The following is a 21,948-nucleotide window of genomic DNA, read 5'->3' on the forward strand; positions in this document are numbered from 1 at the left end:
TAGATTTCCCGTTTTCTCTTCTCTCCCCTTAGCTGAGGGGGATACTGCGTGATAAGTCAAGCATAGAAAAAACCAGTAATTCTTAAAAAAGAATTACTGGTTTTTTTGAAATTATTGCTCTGTTGCATTATTTTCCTCCCAATATACTTCGGAGAATACATCTGCGAATGCTTCCATTGTTCTCTTTAATTCTGCTTGATTATTGTCTACTCCGCCAACTTCTAAAAGAATTGCTTTATTAGAAAAATCTTGATTATAAATGCCATTTCCTTCTGTTTTTGCTTTACCAAGAATCCCTCTAGAAATGCCAGGATATTTTTCTTTTAGTTTATTATTCAGTTTTTTCGCAAACTCTGTGTTTTTTTCATAATTTTTATTTGCTTGACCAATAACAAATACTAGTCGGGCATAAGATTTTCCATTTATAGTTGTAGTGGTGGCTTGGCGTCTGCTTGAATCTCGATGGATATCAATTAAATACGTTAAATCATCATTGCTTACAACTGCCTCTTTTACAACTTCTTTAGACATGGTATAAGAAGAAGAATAGCTCCACTTGCGATCTAGTAATTTTTGATTAAAGTTTGTTTTATCATGTTCCACGCCAATGCCTTCTTTTTGCAAAAGAGATGTCAGCTTGCTTCCAAGACTCACAACATTAACTCGTGGATCTGCACTGATTGCATCATCAGGATTAGTAGCATTTTTTAATAATGGCAAATAGGATTCTATATTATGTGTTTGATAAATAAACACTTTTTTTGTTTTTGCGACTTGGATAGGTTTTGTATTTTCTTTTTCCTCTGTTTGCTCTTTTTCAATGCTTTCTTCATTTGCTTCTTTTGGATTTTTTAATATTTCCTCTGATGGTGTTGATTCATATGGCAAATTAGCAATCGTTGTCCCATTCTCTGCTACAATAATATCTGTATGATAAAAAGTAAGCAACGGAAGTTCCCGTCCTAATAAAGTTCTCGTATCATCTAATTTAATATTTGTTGCTACCTGGAAGAATAGCTTAGAAAAAGAAAGTCCGCTAGATGTAGTCTCTGGAAAAAAGTGATTTTCCGAACGGAAAATTTCATAATAAAGATTAGTAGAGTCTACATCTTTTAGAAAGTTACTGACGTAATTCGATGAAAGTTTCAATGAGAAAAAAGAAGTGGTAATCCCTGCAGTTAGGATAAAAACAAGGATGACTCCTAATATAGTAGAATTAATGGCTTGGAAATAATAGCGTATTTTAGTTGGATGCATAGGCCGTCTCCTTTCTACTAACAGATATATGCATTTACTAGGAGATTTAGAAGAAGAATATCAAATAGTAATTTAAGAGGATTTTAAAAGCGTATTTTTATATATTTATGATATTTTGAATGCGTAAAATTTTAAAAAACTATAATAAAATCTTTGCTCTTATTCGTTTAAATAGTTTTTTTTATCTATTCTTTTTCTTTTTTTTAGCTAACTTTTTCTTTTTTCGTTTTTCCGCCAGCTTTGTATGTTTAATTGTTTTCTTTTCGATAAAATCCAGCTCTTTTTTTATTTTAAAGTAGCTTTGAAGACGTTTTGTTTCTAATTCCCTTGCTTGTATTTTCTCTTGAACAAAGCACCCAGGTTCATTTGTATGAGTGCAATTTCTTAAATATCTTTCCAATCGTCTAATATTAAAGTCTTCATTTAAGCTCATAGCAATAAATACAATATCCACATTTGCGGCAACAATTTGCTTATCTATTGTTGTTCCAGCCATTTTCCGCGAAAACTTTGACTTTCTTTCGAATACATGGTGAATAATTGCTTTATCTTCCCCTGGAATTTTTCCATAAGCACCCAATCACCTACTGCCGGAAAATCTGTACGAGAAACTGTTGTATAAATAAAATTGTAGCAATCCATTCAAAAGCTCCACTTCTCATATGGTAGGAATGCTTGTGTTCTAACGTAATGCGTGCAGGAACTCAGTTTTTAAATTTATTATTTTGTTTCAAATAATTATATTGTTTATTAAAAAATTCAATAAAACCTAGTTGTTTTAAATTCAATTATATTTCCTCCTAAAAATGCATAATAAAAAACCTTGCGTTCTGCCATTTAGCAGTCCACAAGATTTTTCCCACGTTTAAGAAGCATACATTGTTGCTAAAATGTACACTTTTGGCGTGTGAAATGGAACAAATTAAATAGCATTAATTTGTTTGCATATACATTTTCCATAACACATCACCTTTTATTTCTTTTAATATATATAAATAATCAGAAAATGAAAATTATTTAGATGCTTTCACGAAAAGTAAAAACTAAAATTAATTTGGTTGCGTAAAATTTATTGATCCTATATAAAAAAGATAACCAGACTATTTTCTGGCTATCTTTTTTAACCATTATTTAAAAGAAAACAGAAATTCTGCTTCCCCAATTAATTCCCCGCGAACAGTTGCTCTTCCTGTGGCTTTGGCAATTGTTTTTTTTACTTTGGAGACAAATACCTCCACACAAAGTTCATCTCCTGGGAACACTTGTTTACGGATACGGCAATTATGAATGCGAGCTAAAAGTGCTTGTTTATTATCATGTTTTTCATCACTGTGAATGGCAACCGCTGTTACTTGAGCTATCGCTTCGACAATTAGCACACCTGGCATAAGGGGACTATTTGGATTTTGGCCAAATGCAAAGGTATCTTCTTTGCTGATTTGTTTGACGCCAACCGCCATTTTCCCTTCTTTCAGCTCTAAAATCTCATCGACTAAAGGCAATGGATACCGGCTTAGTATCTCTTTCACTTTAGGGAGATTCATCATTTTTTTGATCCTTTATTCGGCTTAATCTCTTCTTGTAAAGCCGCCATTACATCACTTAATTCTTTTGTTACATCCACGACATCTTTTTTCGCGCCGTCACTTGTTTTTAAATAAATAGGATCGCCGAAAATAACCGTAATTTTTTTGCCGCTTAATAATCCTTTTAAATCCGTTGGACCGCTAAATGCAGCAGGTATAATTGGACACTTTGCTAAATTTGCAATCGTTGCTGCTCCTCTTTTTAGCGGTACATCTTCTGACGTTCTTGTTCCGCTTGGAAAAATCCCCACGATCTTGCCATCCTTTATTAGTTTAACTGGCGTTTTAATGCTGCTTGGTCCTGGATTTGCACGATCGACAGGAAAAGCATTAATGCTATTAAAAAATTTTGCTGTTTTCGGTGTATCAAACAGCTCTTTTTTCGCCATAAAGTGAATATGCTTTGGCAACATAGCCGTTCCAAGTGCAACAACATCAACCCAGCCAATATGAGAACACGCCACGACATAGCCTTGTCCCTCTTCTGGGAGTTTGTCTTTATTAATCACCTTTGTACGTCCAAATAATCTTAACACGACATTGGCAAAGTTTGCTGTAAAGGTATACATGGATAAAACTCCTTTATATGTATGATAATAATCGTTATCAAGTATGATAAACGCAATATCTGCTATTCGTTCAAATAGGGAGATTGGAAAAAATTTCAGCCATATTCCCTAATTTATTTGTATTATACCATCTACTATTAGTACTAGATACTATAATTTATCCTTATATTAAATTATATACTATAATGACAAAAATGAGTAGACAGAAAAAAATAGCGGGACTCTTTATTAAACACTAAAGATTCCCGCTTTTGCTAGAATAAATTAATTTGCCACTTCTATTTGGTTTAGCATCTTATTAATGGTTTTCGCTACCCCATTTTGGTCATTTGTATCCGTCACTTCTAAACAAACAGCTTTTACATCCTCTCTTGCATTTCCCATTGCTACAGGGTATCCAACAAGAGAGAGCATGGACAAATCATTCATGCTATCTCCCATCGCTAATGTCTCTTGCAAAGAAATGCCTAAATGGTCTGCTAACTTTGTTAAAGCATGGCCTTTAGATGCTAAAAGATGTTCAAATTCAAAATTATATTTTCCTGAAGTAACAAGGGTGACAGATGTATCCTCTTTAAAGGTTTCCCATCCCTTGGCTAATTTTTGCAGATCAAAAGAAAAAGCAAGGATATTATAAACGGGGATTGATTCATCTTCTAAATCTTTATACGAGTTGATAAAAGAAAAATTGGTTTGTTTAAATTGCGTATTTGCGTAGTGTTCCAATTCAGCACGGTCTATATCTGGATTTGCCGTACATAAACGGTCCATTTCAATTGTAATTAACTCTCTTGCTGTTTGCGGTGTATATAAATAATTTTTGCTGAACACTTCATAATAATAATCATTTTCTTCTAGCCACTTGAGCAAGTCTAGCGCCTTCTTTTTTTCCATTGGCACATCGTGCATTAACTCTCCATCTGGGGTATGGATAGTGGCTCCATTTGCAGCAATAATCCATGTTTTAATGCCCGTTTCCTTAAATATTTCCACCACATCTGGATAGTTTCTTCCTGTTGCCACAATGATCTCTATCCCTCTTTTTTGTGCCTCTTTTAAACTTTCCACATTTTCTTTGCTTAACTTGCTTTCATGATTTAATAATGTTCCATCTAAATCAAATGTCATGCATGAATTCATTTTATTTCCCCCTTTTAATTTTGTACAATCAAAAGCTCGACGCCATTGTCTTTTAATAATCCCATAAATGTCGGATCAGGCTCTTTATCGGTAATAAACAAATCAATTTCCTTTAATTCTGCAAATCGGTAAAATTCTGTAATGCCAATCTTACTGTTGTCAGCAAGCACAATTACTTGTTTTGCTTGCTGCATCATTTTTCTTTTTACCGCACCATCTTCTTGGTCTGCAATGGTAAGACCATTTTCTGATACACCAACAACACCGATAAATGCTTTATCCACTAAATAAAAATCTAATTTTTCCAGAACAGAATGGCCATATAAATAGCGATGTTCTTTATGGAATTTCCCGCCAAGCAAATGAATCTTCGGCTCTTTTTTGTCGGAAAGCATTTCAGCAGCATGAATGGAATTGGTAATAATGGTACAGTCTTTTTCCACATACTCTCCCATTGTCTGCACAGTAGTGGAAGCGTCTAATATAATATGATCATTTTCTTGAATTAAGGATGCTGCCAATTTTCCAATTCGCTGTTTTTCTTCAGAAACAAATTTCAAACGGCTTTCGTAATTATGGACCTTTTTATGCTGGCTCGGAAGAATGGCTCCTCCTCGTGTACGAATAATTTTTTGCTGGTCTGCAAGTTTTACTAAATCTCTTCTTGCAGTATCTCTTGACACATCAAACTGTGTGCAGATTTCATCAACAGTTATTCGGTTATTTGCTGTTAAATTTTCTAGTATCAGCAATAGTCGTTCTTCCTGGGACATGTTTTCTCCTTTTTCCATCTATTATATAAGTAATTATAAGTTATAATTACTGAAAAAACTATATATTTTAAGTGAAAAAAGTAAAATCACTTAAAAAAACTTATTTATTACACATTAGCAGGCTTTTATTCCCCACTGCTTAAAGTTGCACTTTATTGCACAAAAAAACTTATATGCTAGTTTGCAGCATATAAGTTTTTTACTAATAATTCATATTCACTTTTTGCAGCCATTCACAAGTTTTATCGATTAGCTGCTGATAATGCTTTCCATTTGAAAAAGTATGATTTGCATTATAAATCGTATCTGTTTCTACATTTCCATGCGCCCTTTTCAAATAGCTTTTTTTATACTTTTCTAACCCTTCATACGATATATCGTCATCTGCTGTTCCATGGATTAACAGAACATCGCCGCTAAAAACAGCTGCTTCTTCTAATGGATAAAAATTTTTCATCTGTTCAAAATAATAAGAACTAAAATAGTAGCCATTAAAATCAATTGTTGGCACATGAATTAATGTTTGTACATAATCTTCTCCAAAAATTTGCACAAGTTCTTTATATGGATCGCTTACCGCTGCCCATTGGATAAGTTTCGTAATGCGTTTATCCGTATTGGCTGTTAAAAGTGCTGTTGCTCCTCCTAAACTATGGCCAAGAAGAATTAACTCTTCCACATATGGAAATGATGACGCATAATCCATCATAACTTTTGTTTGCTCGATTAATTCAGGCATGCTGTAATTTCCATAAATGCCGCTGCTTTCCCCGCAGCCGCTATAATCAAAACGAAAAACAATATAGTTTTCTTTTGTTAGACGCTGTCCTGTTTTTACAAATAAGCGATCTACTCCAACCTTTGAACCAATTAATCCATGGCAGATAATAATAGCTTTGTATGACTTATTTTCTTGAAAATCTTTTGGAAAATCAACCGATAAAACAAGTTCTTCCTTTTTCCAGTTTATCATTTTAAACATATACATTTCCTCCTAGTCCAACTGCAGCCTAAATAGAATACGACTTTAAAACAATTACTTTCTTAATATGTACGTATCAATAAATTTTATATATAACTTTTCCTACCTGTTTACTATGTTTTTGAACAAACGATATTTTCTAGATAATAGTTTTATTATAGTGTACTTTCTTTTTTCTTGTCAAAATAAAATTTGTTTTTTTGCTGAATTCTTTTTGCCAATATGAAATAATAAAAGAAAACTAAAGGAAGACATACATGTATACAGACTATCATCATCACTCCAACCATTCATTCGACTCCCAGGCAAATATGGAGCAAGTGTGCAAAAAGGCGCTTGACAAGGGGATAAAAGAACTTTGTTTTACAGAGCATTTTTCTGTTAATCCTATTGCCCCTACCTATGGACATATGAATTGGTCCCTTTATTTAAAGAGCTTATCAAATTGCCGCGAAAAATTCCAAGGGCAATTAACCATTAAAACAGGAATTGAATTATGCGAACCTCATTTAATGATGGATGCATATAAAAATGCGCTTTCCGATCTTCCACTAGATTTTATCCTAGGATCTGTTCATAATATCAATCAATTAACATTGCGGAAATTTATGAATGGTTTTCCAGAAAAAGATTGCTATCAAGAATATTTCCTAGAATTGGAAAAAATGGTTCAACATGCAGATATTGACGTGATTGCCCATTTTGATTTAATGAAAAGATATGCTTATCCCATTTATGGCCGCTACTCTTTTGAAAAATACGAGCCAATTATTACTTCTATTTTACAAACAGCTATAAAACGTGGCATCGGCCTTGAAATTAATACATCTGGATGGCGGACATCGTTAAACGAGTCCCTTCCTTCTAAAGATATTCTTTTTTTATACAACAAGTTAGGCGGAGAAATTCTTACGATCGGCTCGGATTCTCATCATGTTGAAACAGCTGGCGATCATTATGAAGAAGCCATTCAACTAGCAAAAGAATGTGGGTTTAAAGGGATATTCATTTATACAAAACGAGTACCGAAAATGATTGTCTTGTAAAACCTTACTTCCCTTTAATGAGGAAGAAAAAAGCGGAATTTTTAAGGACATCCTTTAAAAATTCCGCTTTTCTTCTATTATATAAGAAACAATCAATTCACTTATTCTAATAATCGCCTATTCGATTAACTGCGCAACAGGAAAGCCTTTGTTTGTATAGCTTCTATATGAATTTTCGGTTTAGAAATAAGTTTCGAATAACTTTTCTGCTCTTCTATAATAGATGAATTTATGCTGCTTTGCTTTTTTATTTTTTCACTTCTTTGTTGCTTTTTAGTTGTTTTATTACAAGTAACAGCCGTTTTCGCCGCTAGTTGAAAAAGATATTTTTCAAAATCTTCTTGTTCCATTTCAAAAAAACGACTATAGGCAGTAACAAATACTTTTTCTACCACCCTGCTCGCTAATTCTTCATCACGGACAACACAAAAAACAAGGTGGAAAAGCTTTTGTGCATGAACAGTTACAAGATTTTCGTATTCTTTTGTTTTTGCCACAATGCACATCCACCTTTCCAATTCCTTTTTATTTATTTAATTCGTCTTTGATAAAATTAGGCATATTTTTTGCAGATAGATAAGCAATCTCGTTTGTTCCATTTTTGTAAATAACTAACAGAGAATACGACTTAAAATTGCTGCTTGCATCATCTAATAATTGTTTTTTGATATCGTCTTTTTTTACCGTTGTTTTTTGCTTGGCTTCAAGTATTTTCCTCTCAATTTTTTCCCCCTCAAAATCATACATATTTTGCGTAATGCCAGTATTTTGGGATTTTACAATTTGAATTTCCTTTACTTCATCAGAAACGGCAAATGATTTTTCAAGCATGCCTTTTTTGTCCAGCCAATTAATGGTTTCTGTATAAGTTGGATTAATCGTCATATTATAATAGCTGTTGTTTTTATTCTTTAATGTAAATTCTATATTAGCAATATTCCAATAATCTCGTTTCATATTTTCATAGGATTGGTTTAAAATATCCCGTTTTAAAACGGTCATCAATTCAATGATTTCACTCTTTTGTAATAAACGAATACCTTCACCAATCATAATATTGCTTATATCATCACTTCTCCACGAAAAAATCGGATAGTTTAATGTTTTAAATTCTTCTGTTTCATAAATTGGTTTGATTATTTCTTGGTACTTTTTACTATTAAAAGCATAATCACGATACATACTTTTCCCATTTTTCAGTTTATATTCTAATCTTACTGTTGTATCTTGATCACTGTCTTTTGCATCTTTTTCCATTGCTAATTTTTTATGAAGAGCGATTACATCCTGAATATTTTCTTTAGAACTCATCATTTTTATGATGTTTTCCGTTTCATCACTTTCACTTGTCATAAATGTGTATTGGTCATCCATAAAGGAAACACTCTCAACAGCTTCTGCATCAGGCACCTTCTTTTCGTACATTTTCACAAAGGGAACCGAGATGCCAATTACTAGAATGACCACGGCAGCAAAGTAGCCAAAATGTTTTAAACGATAAAATACTCGCCATGTTTTTTCTAATATCATCTCCGCTAATAAATAGCCTACTAAGCCTCCAAAGAAATTGCCAATAACCATTGCTGGTTTCCCTGCATCAACAATTTCTCCATAAAGACTGCCGATTAAAACAAAAGAAAGAGCAAATACATATTTAAAAATTCCTTTTAATTTTGCAAAAACAATCGCTTGAGAAATATATTCGACTTTTCTTTTTCGATATAAAAATAAGCCCAGGAAATAAAAAACAATCGCCAGCAGGAAATACGCAATATAATGATAAACTTTTGTATCATCATTCCATATAATTGCTGGAGCTAAAAGGGGTGAAAGGAACAATAATTTATCTTCATCTAAATAATGATCAATTGGAAATCCATGTACCCACATTGTGATGTTAAAACATAAAAGGGCAAAAAAACCAACTGGCAATACTAGAAGCAAACAAGTCAGCACCCCTTGAAAAACAGATAAACCAGTCAGCATGCCAATACATACACATGCTGTAAATAGCACGATGCTAAAGATAGAAAAAATGAAAACCCATTTATAGATATCAGAAACAGGGAAAAAATATTCCAAATTTGCAACAGAATAAATAAACCGCAAAATAATTCCATTTACTAAGATAGGCAAAATTAATAAAATGATTCCACTGATGCTGTAATAATGAAAAAGATAGTTTCGTTTCATAGGCATGCTATGGATTAAGTCACTATATGACTTTGACTGCAAAAAACGAAATAGAAAAACTGCTAAAAGGATAGGCAAAATGATCATCACCAATATTTGTACAAAGACATTTACATCAAATACCTTTTCAAACATCGGATAATAATCAGGGCTGTTCTTCCAAGCTTCGTCTTTTTCTATCAACAGCAAATACAATGGCACAGAAAAAAAGAGCGCAAAAAATGATACAATGCTAACCCATCCGACATTGCGCAAAACAAGAACAGCTAATTGCTTATGATAAAAGGATGTTTTGGATGGCATAATTCATATCCCCCATTTCATAAATAAATATTTCTTCTAATGTTAGTGGCAGCATATCTAACAGTACTGGTTTAAAAGTTTCGATATTTGTTAAAATCTTTTGCTTTTCTCCTCTTACAATCAGCATATACACGCTGCCTCTTTGCTCCATATAAAGAGGCTTTACACTTTCTTTCCAGTCTTCTTTTGTTTCTTTCGGAAATGCGACTTGAATTTTATGAATATCAGATTTCAAATCATCAATATCTTTTTCAATCATGCATGTTCCTTTATGGATAATGCCAATATGGTCGCATAAATCCTCTACTTCTCTTAAATTATGGGAGGAAATAATCACCGTCATGTCTCGTTCTGCCACTTCTTGAACAAGCAAGTTTTTCACCTTTGTGCGAATGACAGGATCTAGCCCATCAAATGGTTCATCGAGAATAAATACGCTAGGATTAGTCGATAAGGCGAGCCAAAAAGCTGCCTGACGCTGCAAACCTTTTGAATACGTATGGATTTTTTTATTCACGTCCAATTCAAACACTTCTCCAAGCTTTAAAAAACGTTCTTCGCTCCAATTTGGATAAATCGATTGGAAAAATTTAGCCATTTGTTTTGTTGTATATTGGGGGAAAAAGGTTGGATAGTCGGGCATAAAAAACACGGACTGTTTAATAGCATTGTTTTCATATACATTCTCCCCTGCTATTGTAACCGTACCGCTATCTTGTTTCAGAATGCCTGCCAATGTTTTTAGCATCGTGGTTTTCCCGGCACCATTTGAACCAAGAAGACCATAAATAGATCCTTTATTTACATTTAACGATAAGTCATCTAGTATTTGATCTTTTTCAATTTTTTTATTAACATGTTCCAATTTGATCATTTCAACTAGTTCCTCCTTTCTGGTCTTTCAAATTTTCTACAAGCTGGATAATATCATCTGGCTTTACTCCTAAAAAAAGGGCTTCTGATATCAGTTTTTCTAATTTTCGTAAGGCTTCTTTTAATTTGGTTTCATCTTGCATGAGGTTAGAAGCATTAACAAAACTGCCTTTTCCTTTGATTGAATAAATATATCCTTTTGTCTCCAATTCCCGATATGCTTTTTGAATGGTGTTTGGATTAATGGTTAATTGAGCAGCTAATGTCCGGACAGATGGAAGCTGCTCATCTGGAACCATAACGCCTGATACAATCAATTCTATTAATTTATCCACTAATTGCTCATATATAGGGGTTCGGCTTCGCAAATCAAGCTCAAACATAATAAACCCTCCAATCTGTATTAAGTGTACTATAACTCATAATACAGTTTTCATTATAAAGGATACCTTTTCCAATTAAAAGGGGTATTTTAAATAAATTGGAAATTTTTTTACTGTCTCGCAAAAACTAGAATTCATTTTCAACTTTTCATAATTATCTAAAAATTAAAATTTTAATGAGAAAACAAGAAAATATTTACACTTTTTGAAATTTCATGTTTTAATAGATGTGTAATAAATAAACTTTACGGGGGAACATGATGAAAAAGAGAAAAATAACTTCTTTATTTGCTATTTTGCTAGCGTTTGTATTTGTATTCAGCACTGCAACAGCTGGCACTGTTTTTGCGGCTGCTACAGCCGATAAAGCAGAAACATTAACAGTTGGACAAGCAAAAAAGGCAAGTTTCGGCACAAATGAATATGTAAAATGGTTTAAAATCACACCTACTGCAGACACTATCAAAAAATTTACTCACCTTGAATTTACATTAAAATCCAAACAGGAAATGAATATATCCATCTATTCCAGTGCAGAGAACGCGAAGCTTAACAAACTATTTGATCAATACACAGCGTATAGCTATGATCAAAAGCCTGCTATTATTGACTTCCCATTAGCTTGGAATGGTACATACTATGTAAAAGTAGAGTATTATTCAGATGAAATAATAGAGGAAGCGGAGGAAGTTGAAACAGTTGTTCTATTGAATACAGAAGATAAAATAGACAGTTCCTTTACTCTTCAAGCAAAAGGAGCAACTTTAGCTCCATCAGCAGAATCAGCATCAATCTTAGAACAGTGTCCTGTTGAATTAAGCACTAAAGATAAAAAAGATGGACAATCGATTCTAAGCGATTTGCGCACTATTCGCGATTCTATTTTATCTCAAACAGTAAACGGGAAAGAATTATCTTCTTTATATTATAAAGTTTCCCCATTTTTAAGTTCCAAAATGGTGTTTGATAAAGAACTGCGCACAAATACATTGGCAGATTTGCGTCAATTAAAACCAATTTTTACAGAACTATTAAATAACGGAACGAATTCAACATACACGTTTACTAGTAAAGATGTCAAAGCAATTAATCGTTTATATGAATCAGCTTTAGCTGCTTCTCCAAAAACACTAAAAGAACAAATTCAAAAAATCGAAGCAAAAATCAATATCAGCAATTTAGAAGATAAAACCCTTTCTTCTGCTTTTTCAAAACTAGGTGCATCAACAAAAGCAATTGCAAGCAAGAATACAACTGGAAAATATATTGTGAAGTTAAAAGAAGGCAAAAGCCTATCAAACTTTCAAACAGGCACTAAAGCTTTAAAAAGCGACACAATTCAAGACTTAGATCAGACAGATAAAATCACCGATCAATTGATTGTGATGGATTTAGGCAAAGAAATCAAAACAAAAAGCTTTTCTGCCAAAGAAAAAACGAGTTTAGTCAACTCTATTAAAAACAATCCAGCAGTTGAATTTGTGGAGCCAGTAAAAACCTATAAAGCATTAGGCACAACAAGTGACATTTCCAGCAACTATCAATGGTCACTTAAAAACAGTGGACAAACAAGCGGCAGCAAAGGCGCTGATATTCAATATGAAAGCCTCTATAAGCTGCAAAAAGCAATTAAACCAAAAGAAACTAAACCAAAAGAAACCTTAATTGCAGTAGTAGATACTGGCGTTGACAGCACACTTGCTGATTTGAAAAACACGGTAAAAACACAAAGCGGCTATAACTATATTTCCAATACAAAAGATGCAACAGATGATAATGGACATGGAACACATGTGAGCGGCATTATTGCAGCAAGTGTTGATAATAATTATTCTATTGCAGGGATTAACACAAGCGCAAAAATTCTTCCAGTAAAAGTATTGGATGCAAGCGGAATGGGCGATAATGAACAAATTGCCAAAGGAATTAAATATGCGGTGGATAAAGGTGCTAAAGTCATCAATTTAAGCCTTGGCGGCGATTATAGCAGAGTGTTGGAGTATATGCTTCAATATGCAAATAAACGTAATGTCACTGTGGTTGCAGCAAGTGGAAATGAATCCTCTTCCATGCTGTCATATCCTGCTTCCAGTCAATATGTAACAAGCGTTGGAGCAACAAATGACTTGGATCTTGTTTCTGACTACTCCAACTACGGGGAAGGCCTTGATTTAGTTGCACCTGGCACAAATATTCCAAGCTTAGTGCCAAATGGAAATATTACGTATTATAGCGGAACTTCTATGGCAGCACCGCATGTAGCTGCTGTGGCAGGACTTATGTTGTCAATCAATCCAAACTTAAAGCCTAAAGATGTGGAAAAAGCATTAATCAGCACAACAAAAAATGTAGCATTCACAGAAACAGATGGATATATGGAAGAAGAAATCAGCTATCTTGATTTATTAGATTACGAAGACGAAGAAATCGAAGCGTTAGCGCCAGGCTATGATCTAGTGTCTGCTTGGGGAAGACTAAATGCTTTTAGTGCAATTAGCGCAGTTAAACTTAACGCAAAAGTAAACACCGTATATAACAGTTCAAAAACAATTAAAGGTACTGCAGAAAAAGGTACAGCTGTAAGTGTAAAAATCGGAAAAACGACTAAAAAAGCTGTTGCTGACAGCAAAGGCAATTTTAAAATCGAAATTCCTGTGCAAAAAACAGACAGTCTTTTATATCTTATCTTTGAAAAAACAATCAATAAAGTAAAAGTAACTACTACCATTCGTACGACTGTGCAAAAAGATACAAAAGCACCTAATGCACCAAAAGTAAATCCGGTATCAGACAAAGATACTAAAATTACTGGAACAACAGAAGAATATGCGACAATTACAGTAAAAGCAAACAACAAAACATTAAAAACTGGCGCTGCAAATGCAAATGGTGCCTTCAGCATTGTGATTCCAAAACAAATGGCTGGCACAAAACTAACTATTACTGCAGCAGATGGCGCTAAAAATACAAGTAAAGCAGCTTCTGTAACAGTAATAGACAAAACAGCACCTGGCGCGCCAAGTGTAGTTGGCACCATTAGCGATAAAAGCGACAAAATAGCTGGAAAGGCAGAAGCAAATTCCACTATTACCATTAAAAACGGGAAAACAAAGGTTGCTGCTGGCAAAACAAACAGCAAAGGATCCTATTCTCTAGCTATAAAAAAACAAAAAGCTAATGCAAAACTTTCGATTACTGCAACAGATAAAGCAGGCAACATAAGCAAAGCAAAAACCATCACTGTTGCAGACAAAACAGCGCCGAATGCTCCAAAAGTAAATGCTGTTACAATAAATTCCACAACAGTAACAGGCAAGGCGGAAGCAAATGCAGCGATTGTCATTAAAGTAAAAAACAAAGAGCTGGCTAAAGGTACAGCAGACAGCAACGGCTCTTATTCTATTAAAATAACGAAACAAAAAGCAGCGACTGTTTTATCTGTTACAGCAAAAGATAAAGCAGGAAATATAAGCAAAGCAACACAAAAAACCGTAACAAAAGCAAAATAACAAAAGGAGAAGGAATGCAAGCATTCCTTCTCCTTTTGTTTATTAGCCCACTTTTTTCTCGGCTAATTCCCCAACATTTTGTTTCACTTTTTTTCCATACATAAAATAATAAACAACTAATCCAAGCAGGATATAGATGCTTGTATAAAAATACAAAGAACTAAAACCAATTTTATCCCCAATAAACCCAACAAGAAAGGATCCTATTCCAATTCCAGAATCAAATAAGGATAAAAAAGTCGCTGTTGCAAGTCCTCTTCTTTGCGGCTCTGCTGATTGTATCGCAATCGTTTGAAAACTAGGAAACAAGGTTCCATATCCTATCCCGATTAGTCCTGCAGCCACTAAAAAGAGACCAGCTGTATGCATGCCACTTAAAATAAACATGCCAACCGCAAATAATACAATACAAGGATAAATAATGATATTTGCTCCATAACGGTCAAACCATCGGCCAGTGAAAGGTCTTGCCATCAGCATCAATACAGCATATACCACAAAAAAGTAACCTGATACAGAAGCTAATCCTTTTGCGTTGGCATAAACAGATACGAAGGATAAAATCGAAGAATAAGCGATGCCAAACAAGGCGGCAACAAAACTGATCGATAAAGCAGACGGTTCGAATATATTGCTCCATTTAAATGTATGCTTCTGTTTTGCATGAGCATGCACTTGTCTGTTTTCCTGTTTCGGCAATCTAATTGCTATTCCTGTCCCTAATGACAGCAATGCACAAATGCTTGCAATAATAAATAATAGCTGCACACCCCACGAATTGATTGCCATTAATCCTAAAAAAGGACCGATAACCATAGCCAAGTTCATAGACATAGAATAATAGCCCATGCCCTCTCCTCTTCTTGAATTAGGAATCAAATCAGCGACAATTGTCCCCGTAGCAGTTGTTGCAATTCCAAAACCAATACCATGAAATGCGCGGACTAGCAATAATCCGCCAACAGATTGAGGAAGAAAATATAATAATGTCCCAATTAAAAATAGCACCAACGCTACAATAAATATTGGTTTTTTTCCAATTTTCTGCATAAAATTACCTGCAAATGGACGAATGACAATCGCCGAAATTAAAAAAATCGTTACAATCAATCCTGCACTGGCCTGATGTCCATGCAAATGATTAATTGCATAAATCGGCAATGATACTAATAAATAATAAAAGGTTAAAAACAGAAAAAAATTACTTATCCAAATACTGATAAACCCTTTTGTCCATAATGCTTCCTTACTCATTGTTTTTCCCCCTTGCTGCAATCTGTCCCGTCCATTCTGCCAGCAGCATTGTCAGCTGCTGCTGCGATTCTTTTGGGAATGTCTCTACAAGCCGTTTGTTCATGACTAGAACAGCTTCTTCCCAAACCGGATACATCTCCAATGCCTTTTTTGTTAGTTCAATTTTTTTGGTGCGTTTATCTGACCCTTGGATTTGATTCACATATCCACCAGCTACAAGCTTTTGTATGGTTCTTGTCATTGGCGGTTTTTCGACTGACAAATAATCAGACAGTTCTGTTTGCGTCAGTGATCCTTTTTGTTTTAGCACATAAATAACCGACCACTGGGAACTGTATAGCCCAAAAGGTTGAAGTGCCACATTTAATTCTTTTGTTAATTCTCGAGCCAATTGATGAATGCCATGAAATAAAATATGAAGATCCTGCAAAGATTTCCCTCCCTGTTCCTATTTCCCCCTACAATTTCTTTGATAATAAGTTTGCCCTTTTTTTTGGAATAACTGAAATACTGACAGCAATTTTTTAAGCAGCATATATAAGCGAGGCTTTAGCGAAGACTATTATCTGTTCAACACTCAAAATTAGTTACCTAAGTAACTATATCATATAAAATCGCTTTTAAACAAGATGAATTAACAAATTTAAATTTTTATTCTGTATACAGCATATGTATAATAAAAGAAAACGAATCGAGGTTAGCATGAAAATCTCAGCATTTACGCTTAGAAAATATAGAGCACCAGCCATTTTACTTTTTACGCTGTATCTTGTTGTTTTGTTTTATCTTTTATTTTTTTCTGGTTACAGGCAATCTGTTTATGGCTTACGAGGATATAATTATCTCCCATTGCTGCCTCTTTTGGAGGAAGTAGCCTCATTAAATTCTTTTGGCTTATCTTTTATTACAAGCAATTTATTTGGAAATGTATTAGCCTTTTTGCCATTGGGTTTTTTTGCTGCTTTTTTTACTAAAAAAAATGTTTCTGCCATTATCATGATGTCTTTTCTTTTATCCTTTTCCATAGAAATGTTGCAGTTTATCTTTGCCATTGGCATATGTGATATTAATGACATTCTGCTGAATACAATTGGCGGCGCTTTAGGATACTGCCTTTTTTATTTAACTATGCCTTTTTTAGTAAAAAAACAATAAATGCCTTCCAATAAATGAAGGCAGTCTGGATTATTCGTCTATTAGCTGAAGAAAATCTCCAACATTAATTTTTCCTGTATGCAGAACTGCTGCATATAAACCAAAATGATTATTATTTTCTTTGACAATTTTTTTTAAAATAGAAGGTTTTTTTTCCCCTGTCTCCGGGTCAACGGTAATAATCATGCATCGTTCACAAAATTTATTTATTTGAATGATTACTTCTGACCCAATTTTAATTTTTTTCCCAATCAACTCTTCTTCTGTTATATCTAGTGCTTCCATTTGGTATACAATATTACCACGAAATCTTCGTTCATCCACCCTTTCGCCAATGCTGTTTTCTAGCTGCTCTAGCGACTGTTCACTAATTAAAAGAAGATGATCTTCTTCAATAGCAGGGAATGGAACAAAGTCAGGGGCATATTGAACGGCAGTCAGCTTTCTATTTGTATTTGCTTCTAATTCTTGCAAAAGGCATGGGTCCTGCCAATCATATATTTTTCCATCTTTTGTGACTATTTCAACGGACGGCAATTTTTTTGGACTTTCCTCTTCCGTAAACCTCGCTTTATATGTAGCCATATCTGGATATTGCGTAATGGTCAAATGTTTTTGATTATTGGTTAAATCAATAAATGCATGACTTCGATCTCCATACATTCCATAATTCACAACATTTGTCGAAGCTACACTTTCTCCTGTAAACGATTTAACTGGATGTCTAACTAATTTTGTAATTGTTCCAATTTTCATAATGGATTCACCTCTATTTATGTTAATACGACAAAAAGGCAAAAAATCCTTTTATAGAAAAAAACTGTCCCTTTTATCTCCCCATTACGGAATAATAAAAAGGACAGTCTAAATATTATGGTCTTCCTTCCGTCATATTAACAGCCAATAACCGCTCTGTTCTTGTATCAAAGGTTAAATTGACAAATACCCCAATTTCTTTATTTTGATTTTTTACAATCAGTTTAAATTTTTCAACAGATTTGCCATTTTTATTTTCTTTGCCTACATGCAAATAGTCGGTAATTTCACTATCTGGATATTTTTCTTGTGTTTTGGTCATCGCAATTCTGCCCCATTTTACATAGGAAGGCAATCCTTCATTTTGAGCGTTTGCTGGAATTGCTTGAAACAGCAAAGCAAAAGCAAACAGCATAATAGTTAGGTTAGATATCGTTTTTTTCATCATTTATCACACCCTTCTCTTTTAGTAATAGTATGGGCATGTAAAATCAGAATATGTAAACAACCCACTTTCATTTGTTAACTAATTATAAAATTAAGTTGACACAAATCTTTTTCCCATTTATAGTTTATTTATACATAATAATTTTATATAGGAGTGAAACAAGTGAAAAAATGGAAAACAATTGAAATTACGATGATTGCTTTATTTGTGGCCTTTACAGCAATTGGAGCTAATATCGGCAACTTTTTTATTATCGGCGGTGTTCCTTTAACATTGCAGACTTTTTTTGCTATTTTGGCAGGGCTCGTGTTAGGCAAAAGACTTGGCAGTATGGCGATGATTGTCTATATGTTTGTCGGGTTACTCGGCTTGCCTATCTTTTCGCAATTTGGCGGCGGATTCCGGGTTATTTTTTCTCCAACGTTTGGATTTATTTTATCTTATATTGTAGTCAGTTATGTAGTTGGATTTATGAGAGAGAAAAAAGCAACCTTGCCAATGTTTATTTTTAGCGCCATTGTTGGTCTGATCTTAAATTATGTTATCGGCACCAACTGGATGTATTTTGCCTATAAATTTTGGGCAGCTGCCCCAGAAGGATTTACTTATGGGTTAGCTTGGTCGTGGATGTTGGTCTTCCTTGTAAAAGACGTAATCGTCAGTATTTTTGCTGGAATTGTCGGCCATCGTTTAAACAAAACAGTAATGGCAAAAAGCAGTTTAAAAATCAATTAATAAAAAAGACTGTTTTCGTATAGATGGTTGCTTTTTAAACGCTGCCTGTATGTAAGCGAGACTGCTGAAAAACTTACTATATTTTATATTTGTATGTGATGGAAGGGGCAATTACAGGAAACAGCTATTGTTTGAAGAGGCTTCCCATTCGACTCCTGGGGGATTAGCGAGACAGGCGAGACCCTTGCACGAAGCGGCTCGGCGCTCGCCCTCCGGAAAGCGAATGGTAAGCCTCGAAAAACGGATTCATTCATCGATTAAAAGCAAATTTCAAACTAGTTCTATCCACTAATTTAACTTTCTCAGTGGCCTGTATGCAAGCCACTATGTCTTTTTCTCTATTTTATATGGTAAAAAACAACAAACTTTAAGAAAACAGCCATAAAAAAGAGTAGAAATCCTTTAAACTGGATTCTACTCTTTTTTATTCCTTTGATTTAAATAGACAAAAACCGACTGAAAAAGAAAATAACTGTCTATTCTTGCGCTTTCCCAAGAAATAGTCCTCTTTTTCCCATAAAGAAGTTATCTCACTTGGAAGCTAAAAGGAGCCTCATAGCTATCAAAATCCTTTGTTAACACATGAACGGTTGCTTCCCATTTTCCAGGCTGATTCAACTTTAAATTTTCGCCACTATACTTTCCATCTGCTGTTTTCTTTAATGTAAAGTTAGTTTTTTGACCTTCATGAGACAAACTAATCGATAACTGCTCTACATCTTCCATTGGTTTGCGGTCATTTGTAAACAAATTAATGTCAAATTCATTTTGCACACCCGTTTTTTTCGGAGAAATGGACAGACTTATATTTTCATTATAGCCTAATTCTGCTTCCCCATAAAAAGGCTTATCTATTGGCAATGTTGGTGTCTGCAATTGCGTAAACACTGCTGTTGTAAGCAGAATAAGAATGCCTAAACACATTTCCATTTTAATGGAGGTTTTATAGATTTTTTTGCGGGATAATAATAACCTGCTGAATAAATGATAGGCCCCAAACCCAATCATCACTAAAAACAAACCAGCCTTAATAAGCAGCACTACTCCATATGTTGTACTAACTAATGAATGAAAATCAGGTATTAATAATGATGCATTTATTGCACCTGAAATGGCAAGAACCGCCACACTAAACAGCGCCCAATGAGAATAGTTTTGCAATGTATGCCAATACTGGTCATGTTCCTCACCATTTTTTGCAACTATTCCTTCTTTTAACAAGAAAACAATAACCAGTATTCCTCCTAGCCAAATCGATGCTCCTATTAAATGAAAAAAGTCAAAAATAATTGCAGGTGTATCATATGGAGAACTAGATGGATGTCCAATAAAAGCTTTAGCAAGGATAATGCCTATAATAGAGATCCCTGGAATTATCCAATATCTTTTCATCTGATAGCTTTGTTTTCGCTCCATATAAAGGTGGAGAGCCCATAATACAAGCAATAAAAGCATTTGTATAATCCATACCGTACCTTCTTTTGTGCTTGCAATGGTTTCCAATAGATAACGAGGACGCAAACTTTCTAAAAAGTTCATTCCTGTATTTGTTTGAGTTTGCACCATTAAAAAAGTAATAATTCCTATTGTTAGAAAACTAAGTGCAGTATAAACAAGTTTTTTCGTGCGAGAACCGAGCGGTGATGCAAGTTTGTCCGTCCGAAACCAAACGAAATAAAACAAAAGAAGTCCTACATACAAACAAAGTCCTGTATACAAAAATGCTTTATTGATTCCTACGGCAATCATCGTGCTTTTATCAATCGTATATTGCTGCTTGGGCAATGTCACCCCTTTTGGAAGCTCTCCAATACTAAATGGAATCATTCCCGATACAGAATGGCCATCTGCAGAAAGAACACGCCATTCTACTGTATAGACATCATTTTTTAATCCGTCTTTTAGTGTAACAGAAATGGATTTTTGAGTTTTTTTATCAATTGCAACATCTCTTTTGTCAACACGCTCTCCCGCTGAATTAAGAACATTCAGCACCGTAAACCCACTTTGAATTTTTTCATTAAATTCGATTTCCACTTTTTTTGGCGCTTTATCTAAACTCTCATTTTCCACAGGAGTTGAGTTTGTTATATAAGCATGAGCAGATGCATTTGCTTGCAATAAAAAAAAGCTGAGAAACAAAAGAAGCAGACTTGCTATATGTTTTTTATTCATTGCTTTCGCTACCTTCCTTTATGTATTTCTATGTAGGAGTACTCTCTTGCTAGTAAGAGATACGACACAACTAACATTATAAAGGAAGAAAACATATCCGTATAGGAATACAGTAAGTAGCTGTCGACAAACGCTCGCTTTCTTTATTATTCGCCTTGCCCAGATGCTCATTATGTACCTGGGTAACTCCGCTCCTCCCAAGGCTTCATGCCTTTAAAGAAACCATTTTTGATCAACCTGAAAAATTAGCAAAACAAGCTTTGTCTACACTCTGACATCTGTATAGGAATATACTAATTATGCTGCTCTCCCCTTGTCTAAAAAGAGAGTATTTTGCCAATATCTGCGCTTTCCCGAGAAATATTTTTTATTATTTTTCTTTCTGTAAGTATATTGCTTTCTATTCCAGGTAAAAATAAAAACAAATGTGCAAGGAGGTAGGAAAATGGAAGTAAATATGACTGCAGAGGAAGTAATGACCGCTATTTCTCAATTACAGACTCGCGGAGAAAATTTAGCTAAAAAAAAGGTCAAACAAAACCATCCAGATTTAATGAGACATGCTCTGCATTACTTTCCTGATTGGAATAGTGCAGTGGATAAAAGCAATTTAGCTTAAAAATTCCGCTTTTTATCTACAACCTTTTTAGACTGCTTCCAAGTCCTTCTTTTCACTAGAGCATACATAAATCATTTACAGCATGAAAACAAAATAGGCGCCCATAGAAGAGTTATTCTCTATGGGTTTTCCTAATTGTCCGAAAAATATTGAATATCTTCTCTATAGCGGTTCATAATAAAAACAAGATTT

At 34.2% G+C, this 21,948-nt stretch carries 21 protein-coding genes; 5 read left to right on the top strand and 16 right to left on the bottom strand.

All coding sequences use genetic code 11. The annotated features are described in order from the left end of the window. Window positions 1-111 precede the first annotated feature (111 nt). From spoIIP to CWS01_RS12580, 7 genes are all read right to left on the bottom strand, one after another. A complete protein-coding gene (gene spoIIP, locus CWS01_RS12550; RefSeq protein ID WP_101177548.1) occupies window positions 112-1,257 on the bottom strand; it encodes a stage II sporulation protein P in 1,146 nt (381 codons plus the stop codon). Window positions 1,258-1,438: 181 nt separating this feature from the next. Further along, window positions 1,439-1,837, bottom strand: coding sequence for a GTPase RsgA (gene rsgA, locus CWS01_RS12555; RefSeq protein WP_235852050.1), 399 nt, complete (start codon window positions 1,835-1,837; stop codon window positions 1,439-1,441). Between the two features lie 547 nt (window positions 1,838-2,384). After that, window positions 2,385-2,804, bottom strand: coding sequence for a 3-hydroxyacyl-ACP dehydratase FabZ (gene fabZ / locus CWS01_RS12560; protein ID WP_235852051.1), 420 nt, complete (start codon window positions 2,802-2,804; stop codon window positions 2,385-2,387). Continuing rightward, window positions 2,801-3,412 (bottom strand): lysophospholipid acyltransferase family protein, encoded by a 612-nt coding sequence (locus CWS01_RS12565; RefSeq protein WP_101177549.1) that lies wholly within the window; start codon window positions 3,410-3,412, stop codon window positions 2,801-2,803. The genes fabZ and CWS01_RS12565 overlap by 4 nt, the downstream gene beginning before the upstream one ends. A gap of 264 nt (window positions 3,413-3,676) precedes the next feature. Continuing rightward, window positions 3,677-4,552, bottom strand: a complete 876-nt coding sequence (locus CWS01_RS12570; RefSeq protein ID WP_101177550.1) for a Cof-type HAD-IIB family hydrolase — start codon at window positions 4,550-4,552, stop codon at window positions 3,677-3,679. Window positions 4,553-4,566: 14 nt separating this feature from the next. Beyond that, a complete protein-coding gene (locus tag CWS01_RS12575; protein WP_101177551.1) occupies window positions 4,567-5,325 on the bottom strand; it encodes a DeoR/GlpR family DNA-binding transcription regulator in 759 nt (252 codons plus the stop codon). A gap of 202 nt (window positions 5,326-5,527) precedes the next feature. Next, window positions 5,528-6,307: an alpha/beta hydrolase gene (locus CWS01_RS12580; protein ID WP_157827647.1), complete on the bottom strand. Its 780-nt coding sequence runs from the start codon at window positions 6,305-6,307 to the stop codon at window positions 5,528-5,530. A 257-nt stretch (window positions 6,308-6,564) separates the two neighbouring features. On the opposite strand from CWS01_RS12580, the gene CWS01_RS12585 reads away from it, so the two are divergent. Further along, on the top strand, window positions 6,565-7,353 hold the full coding sequence (locus tag CWS01_RS12585; protein ID WP_101177553.1) for a histidinol-phosphatase HisJ family protein: 789 nt from the start codon (window positions 6,565-6,567) through the stop codon (window positions 7,351-7,353). Between the two features lie 125 nt (window positions 7,354-7,478). Here the strand turns inward: CWS01_RS12585 and CWS01_RS12590 are convergent, their stop codons facing one another. From CWS01_RS12590 to CWS01_RS12605, 4 genes are read right to left on the bottom strand one after another with little or no spacing between them, the layout of a single operon-like run. Next, window positions 7,479-7,850 carry a hypothetical protein gene (locus tag CWS01_RS12590; RefSeq protein WP_101177554.1) on the bottom strand — a complete coding sequence of 124 codons (372 nt, stop codon included), beginning with the start codon at window positions 7,848-7,850 and terminating at the stop codon, window positions 7,479-7,481. 28 nt (window positions 7,851-7,878) lie between these two features. After that, window positions 7,879-9,849: a DUF6449 domain-containing protein gene (locus CWS01_RS12595; protein WP_101177555.1), complete on the bottom strand. Its 1,971-nt coding sequence runs from the start codon at window positions 9,847-9,849 to the stop codon at window positions 7,879-7,881. Then, window positions 9,821-10,723, bottom strand: a complete 903-nt coding sequence (locus tag CWS01_RS12600; protein ID WP_101177556.1) for an ABC transporter ATP-binding protein — start codon at window positions 10,721-10,723, stop codon at window positions 9,821-9,823. The genes CWS01_RS12595 and CWS01_RS12600 overlap by 29 nt, the downstream gene beginning before the upstream one ends. Window position 10,724: 1 nt before the next feature. After that, the gene (locus CWS01_RS12605; protein WP_101177557.1) at window positions 10,725-11,105 is read right to left on the bottom strand and encodes a GntR family transcriptional regulator; all 381 of its coding nucleotides are present in this window, start codon (window positions 11,103-11,105) and stop codon (window positions 10,725-10,727) included. Between the two features lie 260 nt (window positions 11,106-11,365). Between CWS01_RS12605 and CWS01_RS12610 the strand changes: the two genes are divergently transcribed. Next, window positions 11,366-14,614: a S8 family peptidase gene (locus CWS01_RS12610; RefSeq protein WP_101177558.1), complete on the top strand. Its 3,249-nt coding sequence runs from the start codon at window positions 11,366-11,368 to the stop codon at window positions 14,612-14,614. A 42-nt stretch (window positions 14,615-14,656) separates the two neighbouring features. Here the strand turns inward: CWS01_RS12610 and CWS01_RS12615 are convergent, their stop codons facing one another. Continuing rightward, on the bottom strand, window positions 14,657-15,868 hold the full coding sequence (locus tag CWS01_RS12615; protein WP_101177559.1) for an MFS transporter: 1,212 nt from the start codon (window positions 15,866-15,868) through the stop codon (window positions 14,657-14,659). Next, window positions 15,861-16,298, bottom strand: a complete 438-nt coding sequence (locus CWS01_RS12620) for a MarR family winged helix-turn-helix transcriptional regulator (RefSeq protein WP_101177560.1) — start codon at window positions 16,296-16,298, stop codon at window positions 15,861-15,863. The genes CWS01_RS12615 and CWS01_RS12620 overlap by 8 nt, the downstream gene beginning before the upstream one ends. A 272-nt stretch (window positions 16,299-16,570) precedes the next feature. Here CWS01_RS12620 and CWS01_RS12625 point away from each other — a divergent pair, with 272 nt between their 5' ends. Next, window positions 16,571-17,023: a VanZ family protein gene (locus CWS01_RS12625; RefSeq protein WP_157827648.1), complete on the top strand. Its 453-nt coding sequence runs from the start codon at window positions 16,571-16,573 to the stop codon at window positions 17,021-17,023. A gap of 30 nt (window positions 17,024-17,053) precedes the next feature. Here CWS01_RS12625 and CWS01_RS12630 read toward each other — a convergent pair whose 3' ends face one another. Beyond that, complete coding sequence (locus tag CWS01_RS12630; protein ID WP_101177562.1) at window positions 17,054-17,779, bottom strand: MOSC domain-containing protein; 726 nt, start codon at window positions 17,777-17,779, stop codon at window positions 17,054-17,056. Window positions 17,780-17,894: 115 nt separating this feature from the next. Beyond that, on the bottom strand, window positions 17,895-18,224 hold the full coding sequence (locus CWS01_RS12635; RefSeq protein ID WP_101177600.1) for a DUF3889 domain-containing protein: 330 nt from the start codon (window positions 18,222-18,224) through the stop codon (window positions 17,895-17,897). A 165-nt stretch (window positions 18,225-18,389) separates the two neighbouring features. Here CWS01_RS12635 and CWS01_RS12640 point away from each other — a divergent pair, with 165 nt between their 5' ends. After that, window positions 18,390-18,962 carry a biotin transporter BioY gene (locus CWS01_RS12640; protein WP_235852052.1) on the top strand — a complete coding sequence of 191 codons (573 nt, stop codon included), beginning with the start codon at window positions 18,390-18,392 and terminating at the stop codon, window positions 18,960-18,962. 525 nt (window positions 18,963-19,487) lie between these two features. Here the strand turns inward: CWS01_RS12640 and CWS01_RS12645 are convergent. Next, entirely contained in the window at window positions 19,488-21,137 is a 1,650-nt protein-coding gene (locus tag CWS01_RS12645) for a copper resistance CopC/CopD family protein (protein WP_101177563.1), read from the bottom strand. Window positions 21,138-21,582: 445 nt separating this feature from the next. Between CWS01_RS12645 and CWS01_RS22665 the strand changes: the two genes are divergently transcribed. Beyond that, entirely contained in the window at window positions 21,583-21,756 is a 174-nt protein-coding gene (locus CWS01_RS22665; protein WP_168714392.1) for a hypothetical protein, read from the top strand. Window positions 21,757-21,948 lie beyond the last annotated feature (192 nt).

The organism is Niallia nealsonii, assembly GCF_002835805.1.
Lineage (GTDB): Bacteria > Bacillota > Bacilli > Bacillales > Cytobacillaceae > Niallia > Niallia nealsonii.

Excerpts from the sequence above, each read along its gene's own strand:
- CWS01_RS12575 (WP_101177551.1), bottom strand. The coding sequence starts at position 5,325 with ATGTCCCAGGAAGAACGACTATTGCTGATACTAGAAAATTTAACAGCA.
- CWS01_RS12585 (WP_101177553.1), top strand. The coding sequence starts at position 6,565 with ATGTATACAGACTATCATCATCACTCCAACCATTCATTCGACTCCCAG.
- CWS01_RS12605 (WP_101177557.1), bottom strand. The coding sequence starts at position 11,105 with ATGTTTGAGCTTGATTTGCGAAGCCGAACCCCTATATATGAGCAATTA.
- CWS01_RS12610 (WP_101177558.1), top strand. The coding sequence starts at position 11,366 with ATGAAAAAGAGAAAAATAACTTCTTTATTTGCTATTTTGCTAGCGTTT.
- CWS01_RS12625 (WP_157827648.1), top strand. The coding sequence starts at position 16,571 with ATGAAAATCTCAGCATTTACGCTTAGAAAATATAGAGCACCAGCCATT.
- CWS01_RS12630 (WP_101177562.1), bottom strand. The coding sequence starts at position 17,779 with ATGAAAATTGGAACAATTACAAAATTAGTTAGACATCCAGTTAAATCG.
- CWS01_RS12595 (WP_101177555.1), bottom strand. The coding sequence starts at position 9,849 with ATGCCATCCAAAACATCCTTTTATCATAAGCAATTAGCTGTTCTTGTT.
- CWS01_RS12635 (WP_101177600.1), bottom strand. The coding sequence starts at position 18,224 with ATGAAAAAAACGATATCTAACCTAACTATTATGCTGTTTGCTTTTGCT.
- CWS01_RS12615 (WP_101177559.1), bottom strand. The coding sequence starts at position 15,868 with ATGAGTAAGGAAGCATTATGGACAAAAGGGTTTATCAGTATTTGGATA.
- CWS01_RS12600 (WP_101177556.1), bottom strand. The coding sequence starts at position 10,723 with ATGATCAAATTGGAACATGTTAATAAAAAAATTGAAAAAGATCAAATA.
- CWS01_RS12570 (WP_101177550.1), bottom strand. The coding sequence starts at position 4,552 with ATGAATTCATGCATGACATTTGATTTAGATGGAACATTATTAAATCAT.
- CWS01_RS12645 (WP_101177563.1), bottom strand. The coding sequence starts at position 21,137 with ATGAATAAAAAACATATAGCAAGTCTGCTTCTTTTGTTTCTCAGCTTT.
- spoIIP (WP_101177548.1), bottom strand. The coding sequence starts at position 1,257 with ATGCATCCAACTAAAATACGCTATTATTTCCAAGCCATTAATTCTACT.
- CWS01_RS22665 (WP_168714392.1), top strand. The coding sequence starts at position 21,583 with ATGGAAGTAAATATGACTGCAGAGGAAGTAATGACCGCTATTTCTCAA.
- CWS01_RS12565 (WP_101177549.1), bottom strand. The coding sequence starts at position 3,412 with ATGTATACCTTTACAGCAAACTTTGCCAATGTCGTGTTAAGATTATTT.
- CWS01_RS12580 (WP_157827647.1), bottom strand. The coding sequence starts at position 6,307 with ATGTTTAAAATGATAAACTGGAAAAAGGAAGAACTTGTTTTATCGGTT.
- fabZ (WP_235852051.1), bottom strand. The coding sequence starts at position 2,804 with ATGATGAATCTCCCTAAAGTGAAAGAGATACTAAGCCGGTATCCATTG.